This window comes from Desulfuromonas sp. DDH964, assembly GCF_001611275.1.
Lineage (GTDB): Bacteria > Desulfobacterota > Desulfuromonadia > Desulfuromonadales > DDH964 > DDH964.
The window spans coordinates 77,809-93,009 of sequence record NZ_CP015080.1; the positions used below are offsets into that span (position 1 = coordinate 77,809).

Below are 15,201 nucleotides of genomic sequence, written 5' to 3' on the forward strand. Positions count from 1 at the left end.
GTCGGGGCTTCGTGGTCAGATGTGGGTTGGGCTGGTTTCTTCCCACTGTGTGATCCTGCCGGCCAAAGCCTTCAGTCCGCCGGATTCTCTTCCAGCAGATTCATCCCCTCCTCCGGAACCCTGGCTTTGCGGCCCTGCTCCAGCAGTTGCTCGTCTTCACTCGCCAGTCCTCCTTCAGCGCCGGTGGTGACCGCCTCCGTGGCGGCGACCGGCGGCGGGGGCGCTTTCGATTCCTCCTGTGGCTCCACCGCTGTTGTAGACTGAAGCATGCGGACCGATACCCCTTCGGGGAACAGAACCTCCCGCGCTTCGTCGGGCATGGAAATTTGCTGCTCCTGGAAAACCCGCTTCACCAGCCGGATCAGCGAGGACTTGACCTTGAGTCCGTTGTAGGCCAGGCCGTCATACCAGAAGTAGATTTTCAGATTCACGGTAGCGGAGCCCAGCCGGTCGACCAGAACCAGGGCCTCCGGGTCCGCCAGCACCGCGGGATGTTCCCGCAGAAGATCCCGGACCAACTCCTGGGCGCGAGTAATCTCGTTCTCGAAGCCGATCCCGACTTCGAAGCTCTCGCGGCGATTGGGATTGGCGGTGTAGTTCCGGATGATGCTTTTATAGACTGTCGCGTTGGGAATCTGCACGTGGTTGCCGTCCAGATTCATCAGTACCGTGCCGCGGGTGGTTACCCATTGCACGACGCCGGTATTCCCGACAATCTCGACCAGATCGCCGATCCGAAACGGATTGCGCAGGCTGATCAGGATGCTGGCGAGATAGTTTTCGAGGATATCGCGAAAGGCGATTCCGGCCACCAGACCGGCCAGCCCCGTTCCGCCAAGCACTGTTGCCGCCAGGCGGGAGAGGCCGACGACCTGCAGCACCAGATACAACCCGAGCAGCAGAACGATGATGCTCAAAACCCGCGCCGCGACATCACGCAGCAGCGGATTCAGCCGTTGGCCCAGGGCCCTTCGCGTCCCCTGCGCCGCGAGCCAGGCAACGGCTCCGGACAGGAACAGCACCAGCAGCCCGAGCAGGAGTCGCGGCAGCCGCTGCAGGGTCCCCTGCCAGAGGTTATGCAGCTCTGATAACGCGGGCGAAAAATCCCAGGGCGAACTTTCCGCCACCCGGATACGATTAACCACCGCAACCACGTCGCCGGTTTTGGCGGCCAGGGTCCCGGCCCAGGTCCGGTCTTCCGCCGACGCGGCGCGCCCGTCGAGAAAGACCACCCCTTCTTCGACCTGCACGGCAATCTCCGAATACCAGCCGGTCGCTTCCAGTATGCTGGTCAGGCGCCTGTCAATGGCCTGGTCGCTGGCGACCGGCTGCACCTCGATGCGCGCCGCACCCGAGGTGCTCTCCCCGGCGGGCGGGGTCACTCTCGCTTTGGCCGCAGGTTCCTGCTGGGCCAATGCCGGGGAGAGGAGGAGCCCGAAAAAGAGGGCGCTGACGCCAAGGCGCCAGGCGTGACGATGGGGCAAGACCCGTTTTGAACGCCGAAGATTTCGCGCGCAGTTCATGGTAAAGACCCCTGTTCAGTCGCCGCCGGTCAAGCCGAAGCAGGTTTCCATGGTTTCAAATACGGCCAGGTACTTTGCATGGACATCGCGCCGGTCGGACTCCTCCGGCAGGCCATCCCGACTCCCTCGCTCGATCATGGCGGCCTGGTGCAACAAGGCGTTTCTCTGTTCGGGATAACAGGTGAAAGGGAGAATCAGCCGGATGGTTTGCAGCAGGCGGATGCTCACCGCGGCATTGGTCCGGCCATACTGGCGAATCTGGTCGAAGGACGCCGCCACGATCCGGTCGAAGGTGGTCGGGTAGCTGACGACCCGTACCCGGTTTGCGGCATCCTTTTTCAAAATCGGGGGGAAGATTCTTTGCGCCAGATCGCAGAGCGCCGCCCCGAGATGGTTGATGCAGGAGATGGCGGTAAAGGGATCGTTTACCCCCGGCGACAGGGCGCGGGCGGCGATTTCCACCAATTCATGAATGAGAAATACCAGATCCTGTTCCTGGCTGCGTTTTTGTCCGGTTATGAAGTGGCCGTTCACCGCCTTCACCAGGTCCTCCCCATCGGCGGCGGTGCCGGGCCAGACTTCGACCAGGGGCGCGCCCGCAACGATGAAATGCCCGGCCCGGTGCCCGATACGGATGACGAGGTCCCGGTCGACGGCCAGTTCGAGGAGACCGGCATGGTCGATGGCCTGCAAATAGCCACCGGAGAGGGCTGGGAGCGATCGGACCTCCTCGTCGAAACGTGCGGGAAGCAATTCCTCCAGGGCATAGTCGATCTCCCGCGCTCCCACCGCTTCGCTGAATTTGTCGGGAAAGCGCCGTTCGATTTCGGCGCTCAGCTCGCGGCTGACGGCGGCGATGACATTGGTGACCTGAATCGACTCGGCGACATGGTGGATGAAGTAAATCAGGACTCCCACACAGAGGATCGCCAGTAGCAAGGCGGCCAGAACCGAGAGGTGGGGGACGAATGGGGAAGCGGGCGCGTCACTGACCGTTCGCATCACCAGCAGGCAAAACAGGTAGGTGGAGGTGACGGTCCCGAGCACCACCTGGTTGCCGCGGTCGCGCATGAAATTCTGCAGCAGGCGCGGCCCGAACTGCTGCGAGGCGAGGGAAAGGGTAACGATGGTGATGGAAAAGACGATGCCGGTAACCGTGATCATGGAGCTGGCCACCGTCGAGAGGATGGCCCGCGCCCCGGCGGCACCGGTGAGGCTGATCCAGGAGAGATCGATCAGCCCGCTTTGTGCATTAAGCAAGTCGAGCTTGACCAGAATGAAGGCCAGGACGCCTGCCATGCCGGCCATGACCGAAGGGAGGAACCAGTAGCTAGAGCGAATTTTTTGGTAAAGGTTGACAAGTTTGGTCTTCACCGCTGATTCCTGTCATCGGGTTGGCGCCGTAAAAGAACGCGGTGGCATCAGGCGCGGCCGCCCCGCGGCCCGATAAAAAACCAGAGGACGAGGCCGATCACCGGCAGCAGGAAGATGACCAGCACCCAGAGGGTCTTGTTGCCGGGCGAAACCGGACTCTGGAGAATTTTCACCAGGGCCCAGATATCAGCGACCAGGATGGCGATTCCCAACAATGATCCCATGAGGTACTCCTTTGGGGCCACTCAATGTGGCCACCTGCTTTGACCCCTCCGGTCAAATCCTCCGGTTGGATCGATTGCGTTCCCATTTCCTGAAGGTGCCCGCGACGCTCTCCGGACCGGTGGTTTTTTTTCTGGGGGCTAATTGCAGCGGGTCGGCCAGATCAATGTCTCCTCTATCAAGCTTACCCAGCCGCCAGGAATAAACAACAGTGCCCCGGCCCAGGCGCCGGAACCTTTCCCCATAGGTGGTATAATGGCGGCGATGGATCCCCGCCAGGGAATTCAGAGTTGTTCAAACCGTCCAGAGAAAGGGGAGCCATGTACTACATCGTCGAGACCGCAAAATCGTTCGAGCAGGCGGCGACCGACCTCGAGGCCGCGGTGACCCGCAATGGGTTCAGCGTCCTGCACATTCATGACCTGGGGGAGAAGCTGCGCAGCAAGGGACTCGATTTCCAGGAGCAGTGCCGGATTTTCGAGGTCTGCAATCCGCAGCAGGCGGTCAAGGTTCTGGGCGCCGACATGCGCTTGAATATGGCGCTCCCCTGCCGGATCTCGGTCTACACCGATCAGGGCAAGGCCCGGCTCGGCCTGATCCGGCCGGCGCAGATGCTCGCCGCCCTGTCGCAGGACCCGGCCCTGGCCGCCGTCGCCGCCGAGGTCGAGGCGAAGACGATCCTTATGGTCGACCAGGCGAAGTAACACGTCACTCCCGCCCCCAAAAGCAAATGCCCCGCACCGGTTGTCCCGGGCGGGGCGTTTGCTTTTGGGGGCCTGCTAAACCTAGCCGCCGTGCAGCAGCCGGTACTGGAGAATATAGACCGCCGCCCCGGCGAGATAGCCGATCAGGGCGAGACCGCTGATCTTCTTCACGTACCAGAAAAAGTGAATCTTCTCCATCCCCATCGCCGCCACCCCGGCCGCCGAGCCGATGATCAGGATCGAGCCGCCGGTCCCGGCGCAGTAGGCCATGAACTCCCAGAGAAAGCTGTCCATCGGGAAGTTGGCGAGGTCGTACATTCCCATCGAAGCGGCGACCAGCGGCACGTTGTCGACGATGGAGCTGACCAGGCCGATGATGCCGACGATGAGATCCTGGCGCCCGACGGTCTGGTCGAGCCAGCCGGCGAGGTGCTCGAGGATCATGGCGTGTTCGAGGGTGGCGACCGCCAGCAGGATGCCGAAGAAGAAGAGGATCGAGGCCATGTCGATATGGGTCAGGGCATGGACCAGAGTCAGGTGCTGTTTCTCTTCCTCCTTCTTGTTGCGGTGCAGCAGCTCGCCGACCAGCCAGAGGAAACCGAGGCCGAAGGTGATCCCCATGAAGGGGGGGAGGTGGGTGGCGGCCTTGAAGACCGGCACCGCGACCAGGCAGCCGATACCGCAACAGAACATCAGGTTCCGCTCCAGCGCCGTGGTGCTGTTCCCGTTGCCGGAAGGGACGTCGGCCACCGGAACCACCGCGCGGGAGCGCAGCACCCAGGCAGTGATGGCGAGGGGGACGATGAGGTTGGCGAGGGAGGGGAGCAGCACCCCGCGCATGATCGAGAGGGTGGAGATCTGGCCGCCGATCCAGAGCATGGTGGTGGTGACGTCGCCGATCGGCGACCAGGCGCCGCCGGCGTTGGCGGCGATGACGATGATGCCGGCGAAAAAGAGCCGGTCTTCCTGGCGCTGCAGCAGCTTGCGCATCAGCGAGACCATGACGATGGTGGTGGTGAGGTTGTCAAGGGTGGCGCTGAGGAAGAAGGTGACGAAGCCGGTCAGCCAGAGGAGCGAGCTGAGCCTTGTGGTCTTGATGCGCGAGGTGATGACCTCGAAGCCGTTATGGGCATCGACCACCTCGACGATCGTCATCGCCCCGAGCAGAAAGAAGATGATCTGGGCGGTGCTGGCCAGCGACTCGGAGAGCCTGCTGCCGACATGGGCGTGGTCGCCGGTCAGCAGCGAGTAGACGGTCCAGAGCAGCCCGGCGGCGAGCAGGGCGCTGGCGGTCTTGTTGATCCTTAAGGGGTGTTCCAGGGCGATAGCGGTATAGGCGAGCAGGAAGATGACGATGAGCAGGATGGTCATGGGCGACGTCCTCGAGCGGGAACCGGTTCTGGGCAGAACCGCAAGAAAAGAGCCGCTCGAACTTCACACCTTTGCGCAGATTTTGTCAATAGGTTCCTAGCCGATGCTCCCCAGACTCGCCAGGGCGATCACCCCTTCCCGGGCCGGCGGCATTGCGCCCCAGGACATCAGCTCGTTGTTGCCGGAAAGGACAAAGCCGGCGCTGCGCAGCAGCGGGCCCATGCCGCTCGAGCGCAGCAGATCGATGACCAGCGGCCGCTCGGCGGGGGTGCGCTCCAGCGCCTGCAGCAGGAGCAGCCGGTTCTCCCGCGGACAGCGGCCCGGGGAGAGCCAGGGGCCGAGCTGCCAGGCATTCGGATCGGGTTGCAGCAGGGCGAGGCTCTCCCCCTGCTGCAGGATCATTGCCGGCATCGCCAGGGCGGTGATCAAGGGCGAGCGGTCTTCTCCCCAGCAGCGCCAATCGAGGGCGATCAGCTTCTCCAGCAGCTCCGGTGGCGTCGGCAGACCACCGCCCAGCCCCTGCCCCGGCCCCTGCCAACGCTCGACGCGGTCGCAAGGGAGAAAGCCGCGCCGCTGGTAGAGGGGGAGGCCGGCGCCGGAGGCGGTCAGCCAGATCCGCTTCACCCGGGCCAGGTTCAGGCGCTCGACCGCGAAGTCAAAGAGGGCGGCGCCAAAACCGCGCCCGCGGCTCTCCGGGGCGACCAGCAGGTTGCCGATCCAGCCGCTCTCTTGGTAGGCAACGGCAGAGACGAAGCCGAGGGGGCGGCCGGCGAGGCGCAGGACGAAAAAGTGGGGCCACCACTGGTCCTGGAAGAGCTGTTCCTCGCGCAGCGGCACGCGCCAGTTCTCGGCGGCGGCCCAGGCGCGAAAACAGGGCCACTCGCAGACAGTCGGTGTCGCGAACTCCATGTCGCGTCCTCAGGCCGCCCGGCAGAGGTGGCGCAGATCGGCGTCGCTCAAGGGGCGTTTCTGGCGTTCGGAGAGGCGGCGCACCCGGCTAAGCAGGCTCTCGAGGTTGTGGTCGGCGGCGTTGATGCCGAGGAGCGCCAGGCGCTCGCTGAGGCCGTGCCGACCCGAATGCTTGCCGAGGATGAGGCTGCGCTCGAGGCCGACTTCGGCCGGGTTGTAGCCTTCGTAGTTGAGGGGATTTTTCAGGACGCCGTCGGCATGCATCCCCGATTCGTGGTGAAAGACCTTCTCGCCGACCACCGCCTTCCAGTCCGGCACCGGCCGGCTGCTCGCCTGGCCGACGTAGCGGGAGAGCTCGACGAAGCCGCGGGTGTCGATCCCCGGGTCGATGCCGCAGGCATGCTTGAGGGCCATCACCACCTCTTCGAGGGCGGCGTTGCCGGCGCGCTCGCCGAGGCCGTTGACGGTTGTGTTGACGAAGCGGGCGCCGGCGCGCAGGCCGGCGATGGCGTTGGCGGTCGCCATGCCGAGGTCGTTGTGGGTGTGAACCTCGAGATCGAGACGGGTACGGTCGGCGAGGAAGCGGACCTTGTCAAAGGTGGCGAAGGGGTCGAGGATGCCGAGGGTATCGCAGAAGCGGAAGCGGTCGGCCCCTTCGGCTTCGGCGATGGCGAGCAACTCGACCAGGAAGTCGAGGTCGGCGCGGCTCGCGTCTTCACCGCCGACCGAAACGTAGAGGCCATGCCCCTTGGCAAAGCCGAGCGCTACCTTGAGCTGCTCCTTGACCCAGTCGCGGCTCTTGCCGAGCTTGTGCTCGATATGGATGTCGGAGACCGAGAGGGAGATGTCGACCGCCTCGACCCCCGTCGCCAGCGAGACCTCGATGTCGGCTATCACCGCCCGGTTCCAGGTGATCAGCCGGGCGGAGAGGCCCATCTCGACCAGGGCGCGGATCGATGCCTGCTCCTCCCGCCCCATCGCCGGGATGCCGCACTCGAGCTCGCCGACGCCGATGGCGTCGAGGCGGCGGGCGATCTCTTTCTTTTCGGTCAGGGTGAAGGCGACGCCGGCGGTCTGTTCGCCGTCGCGCAGGGTGGTGTCGTCGATGATGATCGGCCGGTTCAGGGCTGCGTTCATGGTCAACCTCCCAGCGAAAAACGAAAAGCCCCGGAACCTGTTTCAGGTTCCGGGGCGACTTTGCCTGTTGGGGTGCCGGCGACGCTGTCGGCGGATAATTTTGCTTCCTCCTCCTTATCAGCACAAGCCGTGCCAAGGGAAAAGCCCGAAAATCGGGGCGCTGGCCCCCGTTTCGCACCACTCTTGCCGCAAATCGCGGCAGCAGTGACCAATTCCCGGTCAGCGGCCGGTGAGGTCGATAAAGTTGCGCAGCAGGCGCCGGGCGCTCGTCGCCAATTCCGCTTCGCGGCGGCGGAAGCTCTCCGCCACCTCGGCAGCGGCCCCGGTCTGCTGGCACCAGGCGGCGACCACTTCGCCGTTGACCTCGGGATGGAACTGCACCCCCCAGGCGTTGCCGTGGCGGATCGCCTGGCCGGCGCAGTCCACAGAAGTGGCGAGGTGGTTCGCCCCGGAGGGGACGGAGAAGGAGTCGTTGTGCCATTGGAAGACCGGCAGCTCCTCGGGGAGCCCGGCGAAGAGGGGGTCGCGGCGGCCAGCGGCGGTCAGGGTGGCGGTGCGGACGCCGTGCTCGCCGTCGGTGGCGGGGCGCACCTCCCCGCCGAGCACCGCGGCGAGGAGCTGGCCGCCGAGGCAGACGCCGAGCTGGGGAACCTCCCGGGCCAGCAAGTCGGCCATGAACGCGCGCACCGTGCCGAGAAAGGGGAAGCGTTCCTGGTCCTGTACCCCCATGTAGCCGCCGAGGACGATCACCCCGGCGAGGGGGGCGAGGTCGGGGAGGGGATCGTCGCGGTCGGGGCGCCAGGTGGCGTGGGGGACCTTCCACTGATCGAGCCAGGTGGCGAAGTTGGCGGCGGGGACGCGGTCGTGGTTCTGAACAAAGAGGATCATGGCAGGCTCCGGAGGAGGTCAGTAGAGGCGCCGGAAGGCCGAGGCCTTGATCACGGCGATGATTTCGTTCCCCGGCTCGAGACCGAGATCCCGCACCGCTTCGGCGACCACCTGCGAGACCAGGGTCTGGCCGCCGCAGTCGAGTTCCACCCCGGTGCGCGCCCCGGCGGTAAAGATCGACTTGACCCGGCAGGCGAGCAGGTTGCGGGCGCTGGTCGCCTCCGGGTGGCGCTTGAAGAGGGTGATGTCCTTGGAGGAGAGTTCGAACATCCCTTGCGGCTCGGTGCCGCCGGCCGCCAGCATCAGCTCGCGATCACCCCAGTTGTAACTGTAGAGGCCGTCGTGCTGGCGCGGAGTCTTCAGTTCGAGGAGGTTGATGTAGCCGACCGGGCTGCTCCCCATGCGGCGCCGGGCGAGCTCCTCGGCGGAACTGCGTGCGACCAGGCGGCCGCCGGCGAACTCGAGCACCTGCTCGGTCATCAGCCGCATCTCGTTGAGGGAGTGGCTGATGAAGAGAAGGGGAATGGCGAACTCGCTGAAGACTTTCCTCAGGTAAGGGATGATCTGGTACTTGAGCCCCGCGTCGAGGCCGGTGAGGGGCTCGTCGAGGAGGATCAGCCGCGGGCAGGAGAGGACGGTGCGCGCCAGCGCCACGCGCTGGCGTTCGCCGCCGGAAAGGGTGCCGGTGTCGCGGTCGAGCAGGGGGGCGAGGCCGAGGACCTCGATCAGGTTTTTCGGGTCGATGCGGCGTTCCGCGCGCGGAATGCGCTTGTAGCCGTAGAGGAGATTGCTCTTCACGCCGAGATGGGGGAAGAGGTGGGCGTGCTGGAAGACGACGCCGATGCGGCGTTTCTCGGGGGGGCGGTTGATGCGGGCGCCGCTGTCGAAGAGGGTCTCGCCATCAAGCCGGATCGAGCCCTGATCCGGTCGCTGCAGGCCGGCGATCAGGTGCATCAGGGTCGACTTGCCGCTCCCGGAGGGGCCGAAGAGGCCGATGCGGCGCCCCTCCACCGAAAAGGCGGTCGCCAGGGAGAAGTCACCGAGGCGCTTTTGAAGGGCCAAATCGAGGATCATCGCCGGCTCCTGGGGCGAAAGCGCTGCACCAGCCCCTCGTTGCAGAGGAGAACCGCCAGCGCCAGCACTACCGAGACCAGGCAGAGACCGAGGGCCATGCGGTCGCCGCCGGGGGTGGCGGTGTAGTCGTAGATGGCGAGCGGGATGGTCTGGGTCACGCCGGGAATGTTGCCGGCGATGACGATGGTGGCGCCGAACTCACCGAGGCTGCGGGCGAACATCAGCGTCGCGCCGGCGAGGATCGCCCGCCCGGCGAGAGGGAGGATCACCGAAAAGAGGGTGTCGTACCAGTGGGCGCCGAGGGTGCGTGAGGCCTGGATCAGGTGCAGGTCGATATCTTCCATGCCGATGCGGATCGAGCGTACCAGCAGTGGAAAGCCGACCACCATCGAGGCGATCACCGCCGCCTTCCAGGTGAAGATGATCTGGATGCCGAGTCCCGCCAGCAGTCCGCCGAGCCACCCTTTGCTGCCGAGCAGCAGCAGCAGCAGGTAGCCGACCACCACCGGCGGCAGCACCAGCGGCAGGTTGACGAGGCCGTCGAAGAGGGCCTTTCCCGGCAGCCGGGAGAAGACCAGCAGGTAGGCGGCGGTGATGCCGAAAGGGAGCGAGAGGAGGGTGGCAGTGACCGCCACCTGCGCCGAGAGGGTGATCGCCTGCCAGTCGGTCGGGGAGAATTCGAGCATCCAGGTTCCTTCGGCCGGAAACTTTCCCAAGGGTATTTTCCCGGCGTCGGCTCGCCCGGCCCCTTCGCGGAGGCCGGGCGGGCGTCCTTTGTTTGCGTTACGGGCTAATGATCGACGCCGAGCATCACATTGGATGCCTTGATAATGGCGTAGGCACTCTTTCCTTCGGCGAGCCCCAGGGAAGCCACCGCCTCCTTGGTGACGATGGAGGTGACCTGATCCCCGCCGGGGAGGGTAATGACTACCTCTGCATTGACTGCGCCAAGGGTGATTTTGCTGACGGTTCCTTTAAGTGTATTGCGGGCACTGAGTTTCATAAGTCTCTCCTCTCTGGGGTTGATGTGCGTCGCTGCCTTAAAATCAGGCAGATTCGACAGCTGTCAGAAATAATATTGCCCTTGCAGCCGAATCGTCGTGTCGTCCTTGCCGGTCGTTCGCGTATCGCTGGCCAAGGTGAGGTCGGACTGCAGTTTGAGATGGTGCCGGTCGAAATAGTAGTTGATGCCGAACTGGGTTTCGTTCTTCTCAAATTTTGCCGAGGCGTTGGCTGCGGTCGAATTGATCGCCGAATAGCGGACGCCGAACTCCAGTCTCTTCGGCAGCACCTGGTAACCGGCCTGAAGGTAATAGCCATCGGCATCCCAGGCGTCTCCGCTCTCCGGGTCGGCCGTCAGGGCGTAGTATTCGGCTGCGAAACTCGCCCCCTGCCAGCTGGCGGCAAGATTGGCGGTCCAGAGCAGCCAGGTCAGGTTGCTGCCGTAAGCCGCCGTAAAGTCGGCCGCAGTCAAGCCATCGAGGTTGAGGGCGACATCCATGACATCGTTGTCCTTGTCAAAGCCGCTGCCGACATCGTTGGCCCCGATCTTTTCCCTGGCGAGGGCGGCGCCGAGGTTCAGCATTGGCCGGTCGCTGGGCCAGCCGGCTTCATCGAGGGGGACCGGGCCGAGGGGATTGATGTCGACCCGCCCGGCCAGCAGCATCCGGTTCTCCTTGTTGCGGGTGTTGGGGCCATTGCCGTTGAATATTCCCAACCGATATTCTCAGTAGTGTCCGGTTAGCAAATTGCATTCACCCAAAGTTGCAGATAATTGTAAATATTTTCACAAGTTAGCGTATTTTTTGCTTGACAAATCGTCGTGAAGTCGGCGCGGTGATTTTCGTAAATACCTATTTTATATGAGGATTTACGAAAATGTCATTACTTGTTCGCTGCCACCGTACCCGGCTTAGCAGGCGCTCCATTGTCCGACTTTTTACCCCGTTCAAGGGCGCTCTCGAACATGCCCCGGTTCTTGAGGCCCGAGGCAACAGGCCACTGCAGATGACGTTTGAAGATCAGTTGAAAATCCTGACCTACTATCACCTCGAAGAGCATTCTTCGGGGCGTCATCTGCTTCAGGTTCTGACGCAGGAAGATTTTGCCGCGACTCATATTGCACCGCCCGGCGGTATCCGGAAAAGCGCCTTCTTTGAGGCGATCAATACCCGAGGGCTGGAGCAGATGATTCATGTTTACGAAGACCTGCAGAAACAGGTCTCACAAAAGATTCCTGTCGCCAAAGACATCTCCGATCTCGGCGATCTGATCGCCGTCGATGGTTCGCTGATTGACGCTACGCTGTCCATGCTCTGGGCGGACTATCGAGACGGAGCCAAAAAGGCCAAGGTTCACCTGGGGTTCGATATCGGTCGTGGTGTCCCCCAGAAAGTCACATTAACCGACGGCAAGGGCGACGAGCGTCCTCAGGCGGAACGGCTCGTGGCTCCCGGTCAGACAGGTGTCTATGACCGCTATTACCAGTGTTACAAAAACTTTGACGACTGGCAGGATCAGGGACGCCACTTTGTCTGCCGCATCAAAGCCAGTTCTCGTAAGACGGAGTTGAGCGCCAATCCTGTTGTCCCCGGCAGTCATGTTTTCTATGACGCCAGGGTGTTGCTCGGCACCAAAGATGTCAACCAGACCGAACGAGAAGTGCGTGTGGTCGGCTACAAGGTTGACCAAAAATCCTATTGGGTCGCCACCGACCGCTTCGATCTGACCGCCGAGCAGATTGCCTTGATCTACAAGCTACGCTGGACGATCGAGTCCTTCTTCGCCTGGTGGAAGCGCCACCTCAAGGTGTATCACCTGATTGCCCGCAGTCCCTACGGCCTGCTGGTGCAGATCCTCGCAGGGTTGATTACTTATTTGCTGCTGGCCATCTACTGCCACGAAGAGCATGGCGAACGTGTCAGCATCAACAGGGTGCGTGAGCTTCGCAACAATATTCGCAACGAGGCCGCCGAGGATGCGGCCGCAGGCTTAGGGCCTCCCGATATCATTGACTTGGACTTCGGAGCCTATGCAACTTCTTAACCGGACACTACTGCGATATTCTACAAGTTTTTCGTGCACCGCGCCCGCCATCTGCAGGCCCGTATCGCGGCCCAGGTTGAAGGTTTCGTTGGCCAGGGAGCGGTCGATGAAGAGCTGCCGCGCCACCGAAACCAGTTCCTGGCGCGCCTGGGGTGGCTTGAACTGGCCGACCTGCACCACCAGCGGCGCAGCGAAGGCATAGTTGAGGAAGACATCTTCGGTGACAAAGCCGCTCGCCACGTCCGCCTGGTACTTGTAACCGAGCCGTTGGTCGAAGAGATTCCCCTGCAGCACCAGCTTGACGCGCCGGATGCGGAAATCACTGATATTCTCGCCATTGGCACGGTCCGCATCCCGGTAGCTGTAGAGCAGTTGCGCCCAGCCGCCGAACTGCAGCCGGTAGGCGCCGTCGGCGGTAGCGACGCTCAGTCCCTTGCCCGGCTGGTACCAGGCCGGGCTGCTCTGCCGGGTCGCCTCCGCGTAGTCTTCGGCGCTGATCACCCCCTTTTCCCGCAGGATATCCTCCAGGGTCCGGGCCTCGGTGCGGGGCGTGGGAAACAGGGTCAGGGAAACCAAAAAACAGAGGGGCAAGAACCCGCGCTTCATTGTTTTATTCTCATTGTGAGTGCTGCCAGGGCAGCTGTCATGGTCCGGTAATGACGACGCCCGGCTTTCAGCATCGAAAGCCGGGCGTCGTTGCCCGGTACGACCTCACTGTCGCACCTCCTCGTCCTGGTTTCGCCGGCCGCCGCCGGTCGTCCCGGCCATGGTCCGGGCCTCCTTGCGGGTCAGCGGGAGACGAAACCGCTGGCTGTCGCTACTTTACAATAAAGCCGTATTTTTCCAGGATTCGTGCCGCCGCCGCGGAGCGGAGAAAGGCGAAGAATTGAACCGCCTCCGGCTTGCGGACCCCTTCGGCCGTCAGACCGACGGGATAGGTCACCTCGGCGTAGAGGGGTTGCGGGACCTCCAGCAGAATGACCGCCTGCTGGGCCAGCAGCGCGTCGGTCTTGTAGACGAAGGCGCCATCGACCTCGCCGCGGTCGGCGTAGACCAGGGCCTGGCGCACATCCTGGGCCATCACCAATTTCCCCTGCAGTTGCTCGTAGAGTCCAGCGGCCTTCAGCGCCTGTTCCGCATACTGTCCCGCCGGGACACTCCTGGGGCTGCCGATGGCGATCTTCTGCAGCTTGGCCAGGTCCTCCAGTTCGGTGACCGCCAGACCCTTGCGGCCAACAAAGACCAGGGTATTGAAAGCCAGGGTCTGCACCCCCTCGGCCGGGATGCGCTGCTCCTCGACCAGGAATTGCATCCACTTCGGATTGGCGGAAATGAAGAGATCGGCGGGCGCCCCCTGGGCGATCTGTTTGGCCAGGGCTCCCGACGAAGCGAAGTTGGGGAGGAGGGTCGTATCGGGGGCGGCCTGTTGATAGGCGGCGACCAGTTCCCGGGTCGCATCGGTCATGCTCGCCGCGACCGACAACCGGATCTCGGCGGCCTGGGCGAAGGTTGCCAGCAGAAGCGAAACCACCAGGGCAAGCAGCAGGGTGCGCATGATCTCTTTCCTTTCCCGAATGAATGGGGGTATCTTGGCGGAGCTGCCGTAGCGGGGAGGAAGGTACCGACGTCGTTGGCGGGAATCGTTCCTTGACTTAGTCAGGATAATGTCATAAGGTCATGATCATGTCAAAGGAAAATTTCACCCTCGCCAATTCCATCCGCCGGCAGCGCGAAGAGCGGGGCTGGTCGCAACAGGAGCTCGCCGATCGGGCCGGCCTCTCGCGCACCGGCATCAGTGCCATCGAGGCGGGGCGGCTGATCCCCTCTACCGCCGCGGCGCTTACCCTGGCTGCGGCCTTCGGCTGTCGGGTCGAAGATCTCTTCGCCCTGGCCGGGCATGGGGCGGCATCCTGGGCCTGGTCACCGCCGGCGGAGGGGTGCCGGTACTGGCGCGCCCTGATCGGTTCCCGGCAACTGCTCTTCCCGGTTGAGGCGAGTCCCCTGGGGACCGTCCCCCACGATGGAGTCTGGCGGGACGGGGGCTGCCACGACCAGGCCTTCGCCGACCCGGTGCGCACCCTGGTGATCGCCTGCTGCGATCCGGCGGTCGGCTTGCTCGCCGCGGAATATGCGCGCCAGACCGGATTCCGCATGCTGGTCCTGCCCCGGGCCAGCCGTCCTGCCCTGGAACTGCTGGCGGCCGGACTGGTGCATGCGGCCGGTCTTCATCTCGGCAGGGATGGCGGTGGCGAAGGGAACCGCACGGCGGCCCGGGAGAGGTTCGGCGCCGAGTTTCGCCTGCTGCGCATCACCGACTGGCAGACCGGGTTGGTGCTTGACCCCGCTCTCGGCGTCGGGACGATCAGTGGCGCCCTCGCGGCCGACCTGCGCTGGATCGGGCGCGAGCCCGGCTCCGGCGCCCGTCAGGTCCTCGATGAGCTCTGTCCCGGCCGTCTCGCCCCCGCGCACCTGGCCCGCGATCATCGCGGCGTCGCCACGGCGATCCGCAGCGGCTTCGCTCAGGCCGGAGTCGCCCTGCGACTGGTCGGGGAGGAAGAGGGGCTGAATTTCCTCAGTGTGCGCGAAGAGGCCTATGATCTCTGTCTCGCCGCCGACAGCCTCGCCGATCCCCGCATCCGCGCCCTGGTGGAGGTGGTTCGCTCTCCGGCTTACCGCCGCCTGCTGGGTGAACTCCCCGGCTACGACAGCCACCGCACCGGCGAATTCGCAACCTGAGGCCAAGCCATCTTTGCCTAAAAAATCGGCACCATGCCTGTGTTCAACACGCCATCTTCCATCCCGCCCTTGGCTCTGCCAGAAAATTCAATAACTTGCCAGCATGGCGAGACTTTTGCAGTTCTGTAATGCGTCATCATCCCGACTCCCTGCCCCGCCAACGCTGCCGGACCAGGCCGCCTCCCTCCCAATGCCGCGAAGGAGCTGATTTCCGACTC

General features: G+C 63.9%; 15 protein-coding genes and 1 pseudogene. 3 read left to right on the forward strand and 13 right to left on the reverse strand.

The features are described from left to right. Positions 1-71 precede the first annotated feature (71 nt). The 3 genes from DBW_RS00360 to DBW_RS17910 are packed head-to-tail and all read right to left on the reverse strand — an operon-like array spanning position 72 to position 3,121. A complete protein-coding gene (locus tag DBW_RS00360; RefSeq protein ID WP_082820085.1) occupies positions 72-1,523 on the reverse strand; it encodes a mechanosensitive ion channel family protein in 1,452 nt (483 codons plus the stop codon). Positions 1,524-1,538: 15 nt separating this feature from the next. After that, on the reverse strand, positions 1,539-2,897 hold the full coding sequence (locus tag DBW_RS00365; protein WP_066722614.1) for a DUF2254 domain-containing protein: 1,359 nt from the start codon (positions 2,895-2,897) through the stop codon (positions 1,539-1,541). Positions 2,898-2,944: 47 nt separating this feature from the next. Next, positions 2,945-3,121 carry a PLD nuclease N-terminal domain-containing protein gene (locus DBW_RS17910; RefSeq protein WP_082820086.1) on the reverse strand — a complete coding sequence of 59 codons (177 nt, stop codon included), beginning with the start codon at positions 3,119-3,121 and terminating at the stop codon, positions 2,945-2,947. A 318-nt stretch (positions 3,122-3,439) separates the two neighbouring features. Here DBW_RS17910 and DBW_RS00370 point away from each other — a divergent pair, with 318 nt between their 5' ends. Then, entirely contained in the window at positions 3,440-3,823 is a 384-nt protein-coding gene (locus DBW_RS00370) for a DUF302 domain-containing protein (RefSeq protein ID WP_066722617.1), read from the forward strand. 81 nt (positions 3,824-3,904) lie between these two features. Here DBW_RS00370 and nhaD read toward each other — a convergent pair whose 3' ends face one another. The 8 genes from nhaD to DBW_RS00410 all read right to left on the reverse strand — a co-directional run bounded on the left by nhaD (position 3,905) and on the right by DBW_RS00410 (position 10,919). Continuing rightward, the gene (nhaD, locus tag DBW_RS00375; RefSeq protein WP_066722619.1) at positions 3,905-5,194 is read right to left on the reverse strand and encodes a sodium:proton antiporter NhaD; all 1,290 of its coding nucleotides are present in this window, start codon (positions 5,192-5,194) and stop codon (positions 3,905-3,907) included. Positions 5,195-5,290: 96 nt separating this feature from the next. Then, entirely contained in the window at positions 5,291-6,103 is an 813-nt protein-coding gene (locus DBW_RS00380) for a GNAT family N-acetyltransferase (protein WP_066722621.1), read from the reverse strand. 9 nt (positions 6,104-6,112) lie between these two features. Next, positions 6,113-7,240: a homocitrate synthase gene (gene nifV / locus DBW_RS00385; RefSeq protein WP_066722623.1), complete on the reverse strand. Its 1,128-nt coding sequence runs from the start codon at positions 7,238-7,240 to the stop codon at positions 6,113-6,115. Positions 7,241-7,459: 219 nt separating this feature from the next. Then, positions 7,460-8,128, reverse strand: a complete 669-nt coding sequence (locus DBW_RS00390; RefSeq protein WP_066722625.1) for a type 1 glutamine amidotransferase — start codon at positions 8,126-8,128, stop codon at positions 7,460-7,462. Positions 8,129-8,146: 18 nt separating this feature from the next. Beyond that, positions 8,147-9,202: a molybdenum ABC transporter ATP-binding protein gene (gene modC, locus DBW_RS00395; protein ID WP_066722628.1), complete on the reverse strand. Its 1,056-nt coding sequence runs from the start codon at positions 9,200-9,202 to the stop codon at positions 8,147-8,149. Further along, on the reverse strand, positions 9,199-9,888 hold the full coding sequence (modB, locus tag DBW_RS00400; protein ID WP_066722631.1) for a molybdate ABC transporter permease subunit: 690 nt from the start codon (positions 9,886-9,888) through the stop codon (positions 9,199-9,201). The genes modC and modB overlap by 4 nt, the downstream gene beginning before the upstream one ends. A 104-nt stretch (positions 9,889-9,992) precedes the next feature. Continuing rightward, entirely contained in the window at positions 9,993-10,205 is a 213-nt protein-coding gene (locus tag DBW_RS00405; protein ID WP_066722633.1) for a TOBE domain-containing protein, read from the reverse strand. A 63-nt stretch (positions 10,206-10,268) separates the two neighbouring features. Further along, a complete protein-coding gene (locus DBW_RS00410) occupies positions 10,269-10,919 on the reverse strand; it encodes a hypothetical protein (protein ID WP_157471654.1) in 651 nt (216 codons plus the stop codon). A 161-nt stretch (positions 10,920-11,080) separates the two neighbouring features. On the opposite strand from DBW_RS00410, the pseudogene DBW_RS00415 reads away from it, so the two are divergent. Beyond that, positions 11,081-12,181: pseudogene (locus DBW_RS00415) on the forward strand (IS4 family transposase); the annotation flags it as partial. A 12-nt stretch (positions 12,182-12,193) separates the two neighbouring features. Here the strand turns inward: DBW_RS00415 and DBW_RS00420 are convergent. Continuing rightward, positions 12,194-12,853: a porin gene (locus DBW_RS00420; protein WP_066722643.1), complete on the reverse strand. Its 660-nt coding sequence runs from the start codon at positions 12,851-12,853 to the stop codon at positions 12,194-12,196. 211 nt (positions 12,854-13,064) lie between these two features. Then, the gene (gene modA, locus DBW_RS00425; RefSeq protein WP_066722653.1) at positions 13,065-13,802 is read right to left on the reverse strand and encodes a molybdate ABC transporter substrate-binding protein; all 738 of its coding nucleotides are present in this window, start codon (positions 13,800-13,802) and stop codon (positions 13,065-13,067) included. A gap of 128 nt (positions 13,803-13,930) precedes the next feature. Between modA and DBW_RS00430 the strand changes: the two genes are divergently transcribed. Then, a complete protein-coding gene (locus DBW_RS00430; RefSeq protein WP_066729565.1) occupies positions 13,931-14,983 on the forward strand; it encodes a substrate-binding domain-containing protein in 1,053 nt (350 codons plus the stop codon). The last annotated feature ends 218 nt before the right edge of the window (positions 14,984-15,201 follow it).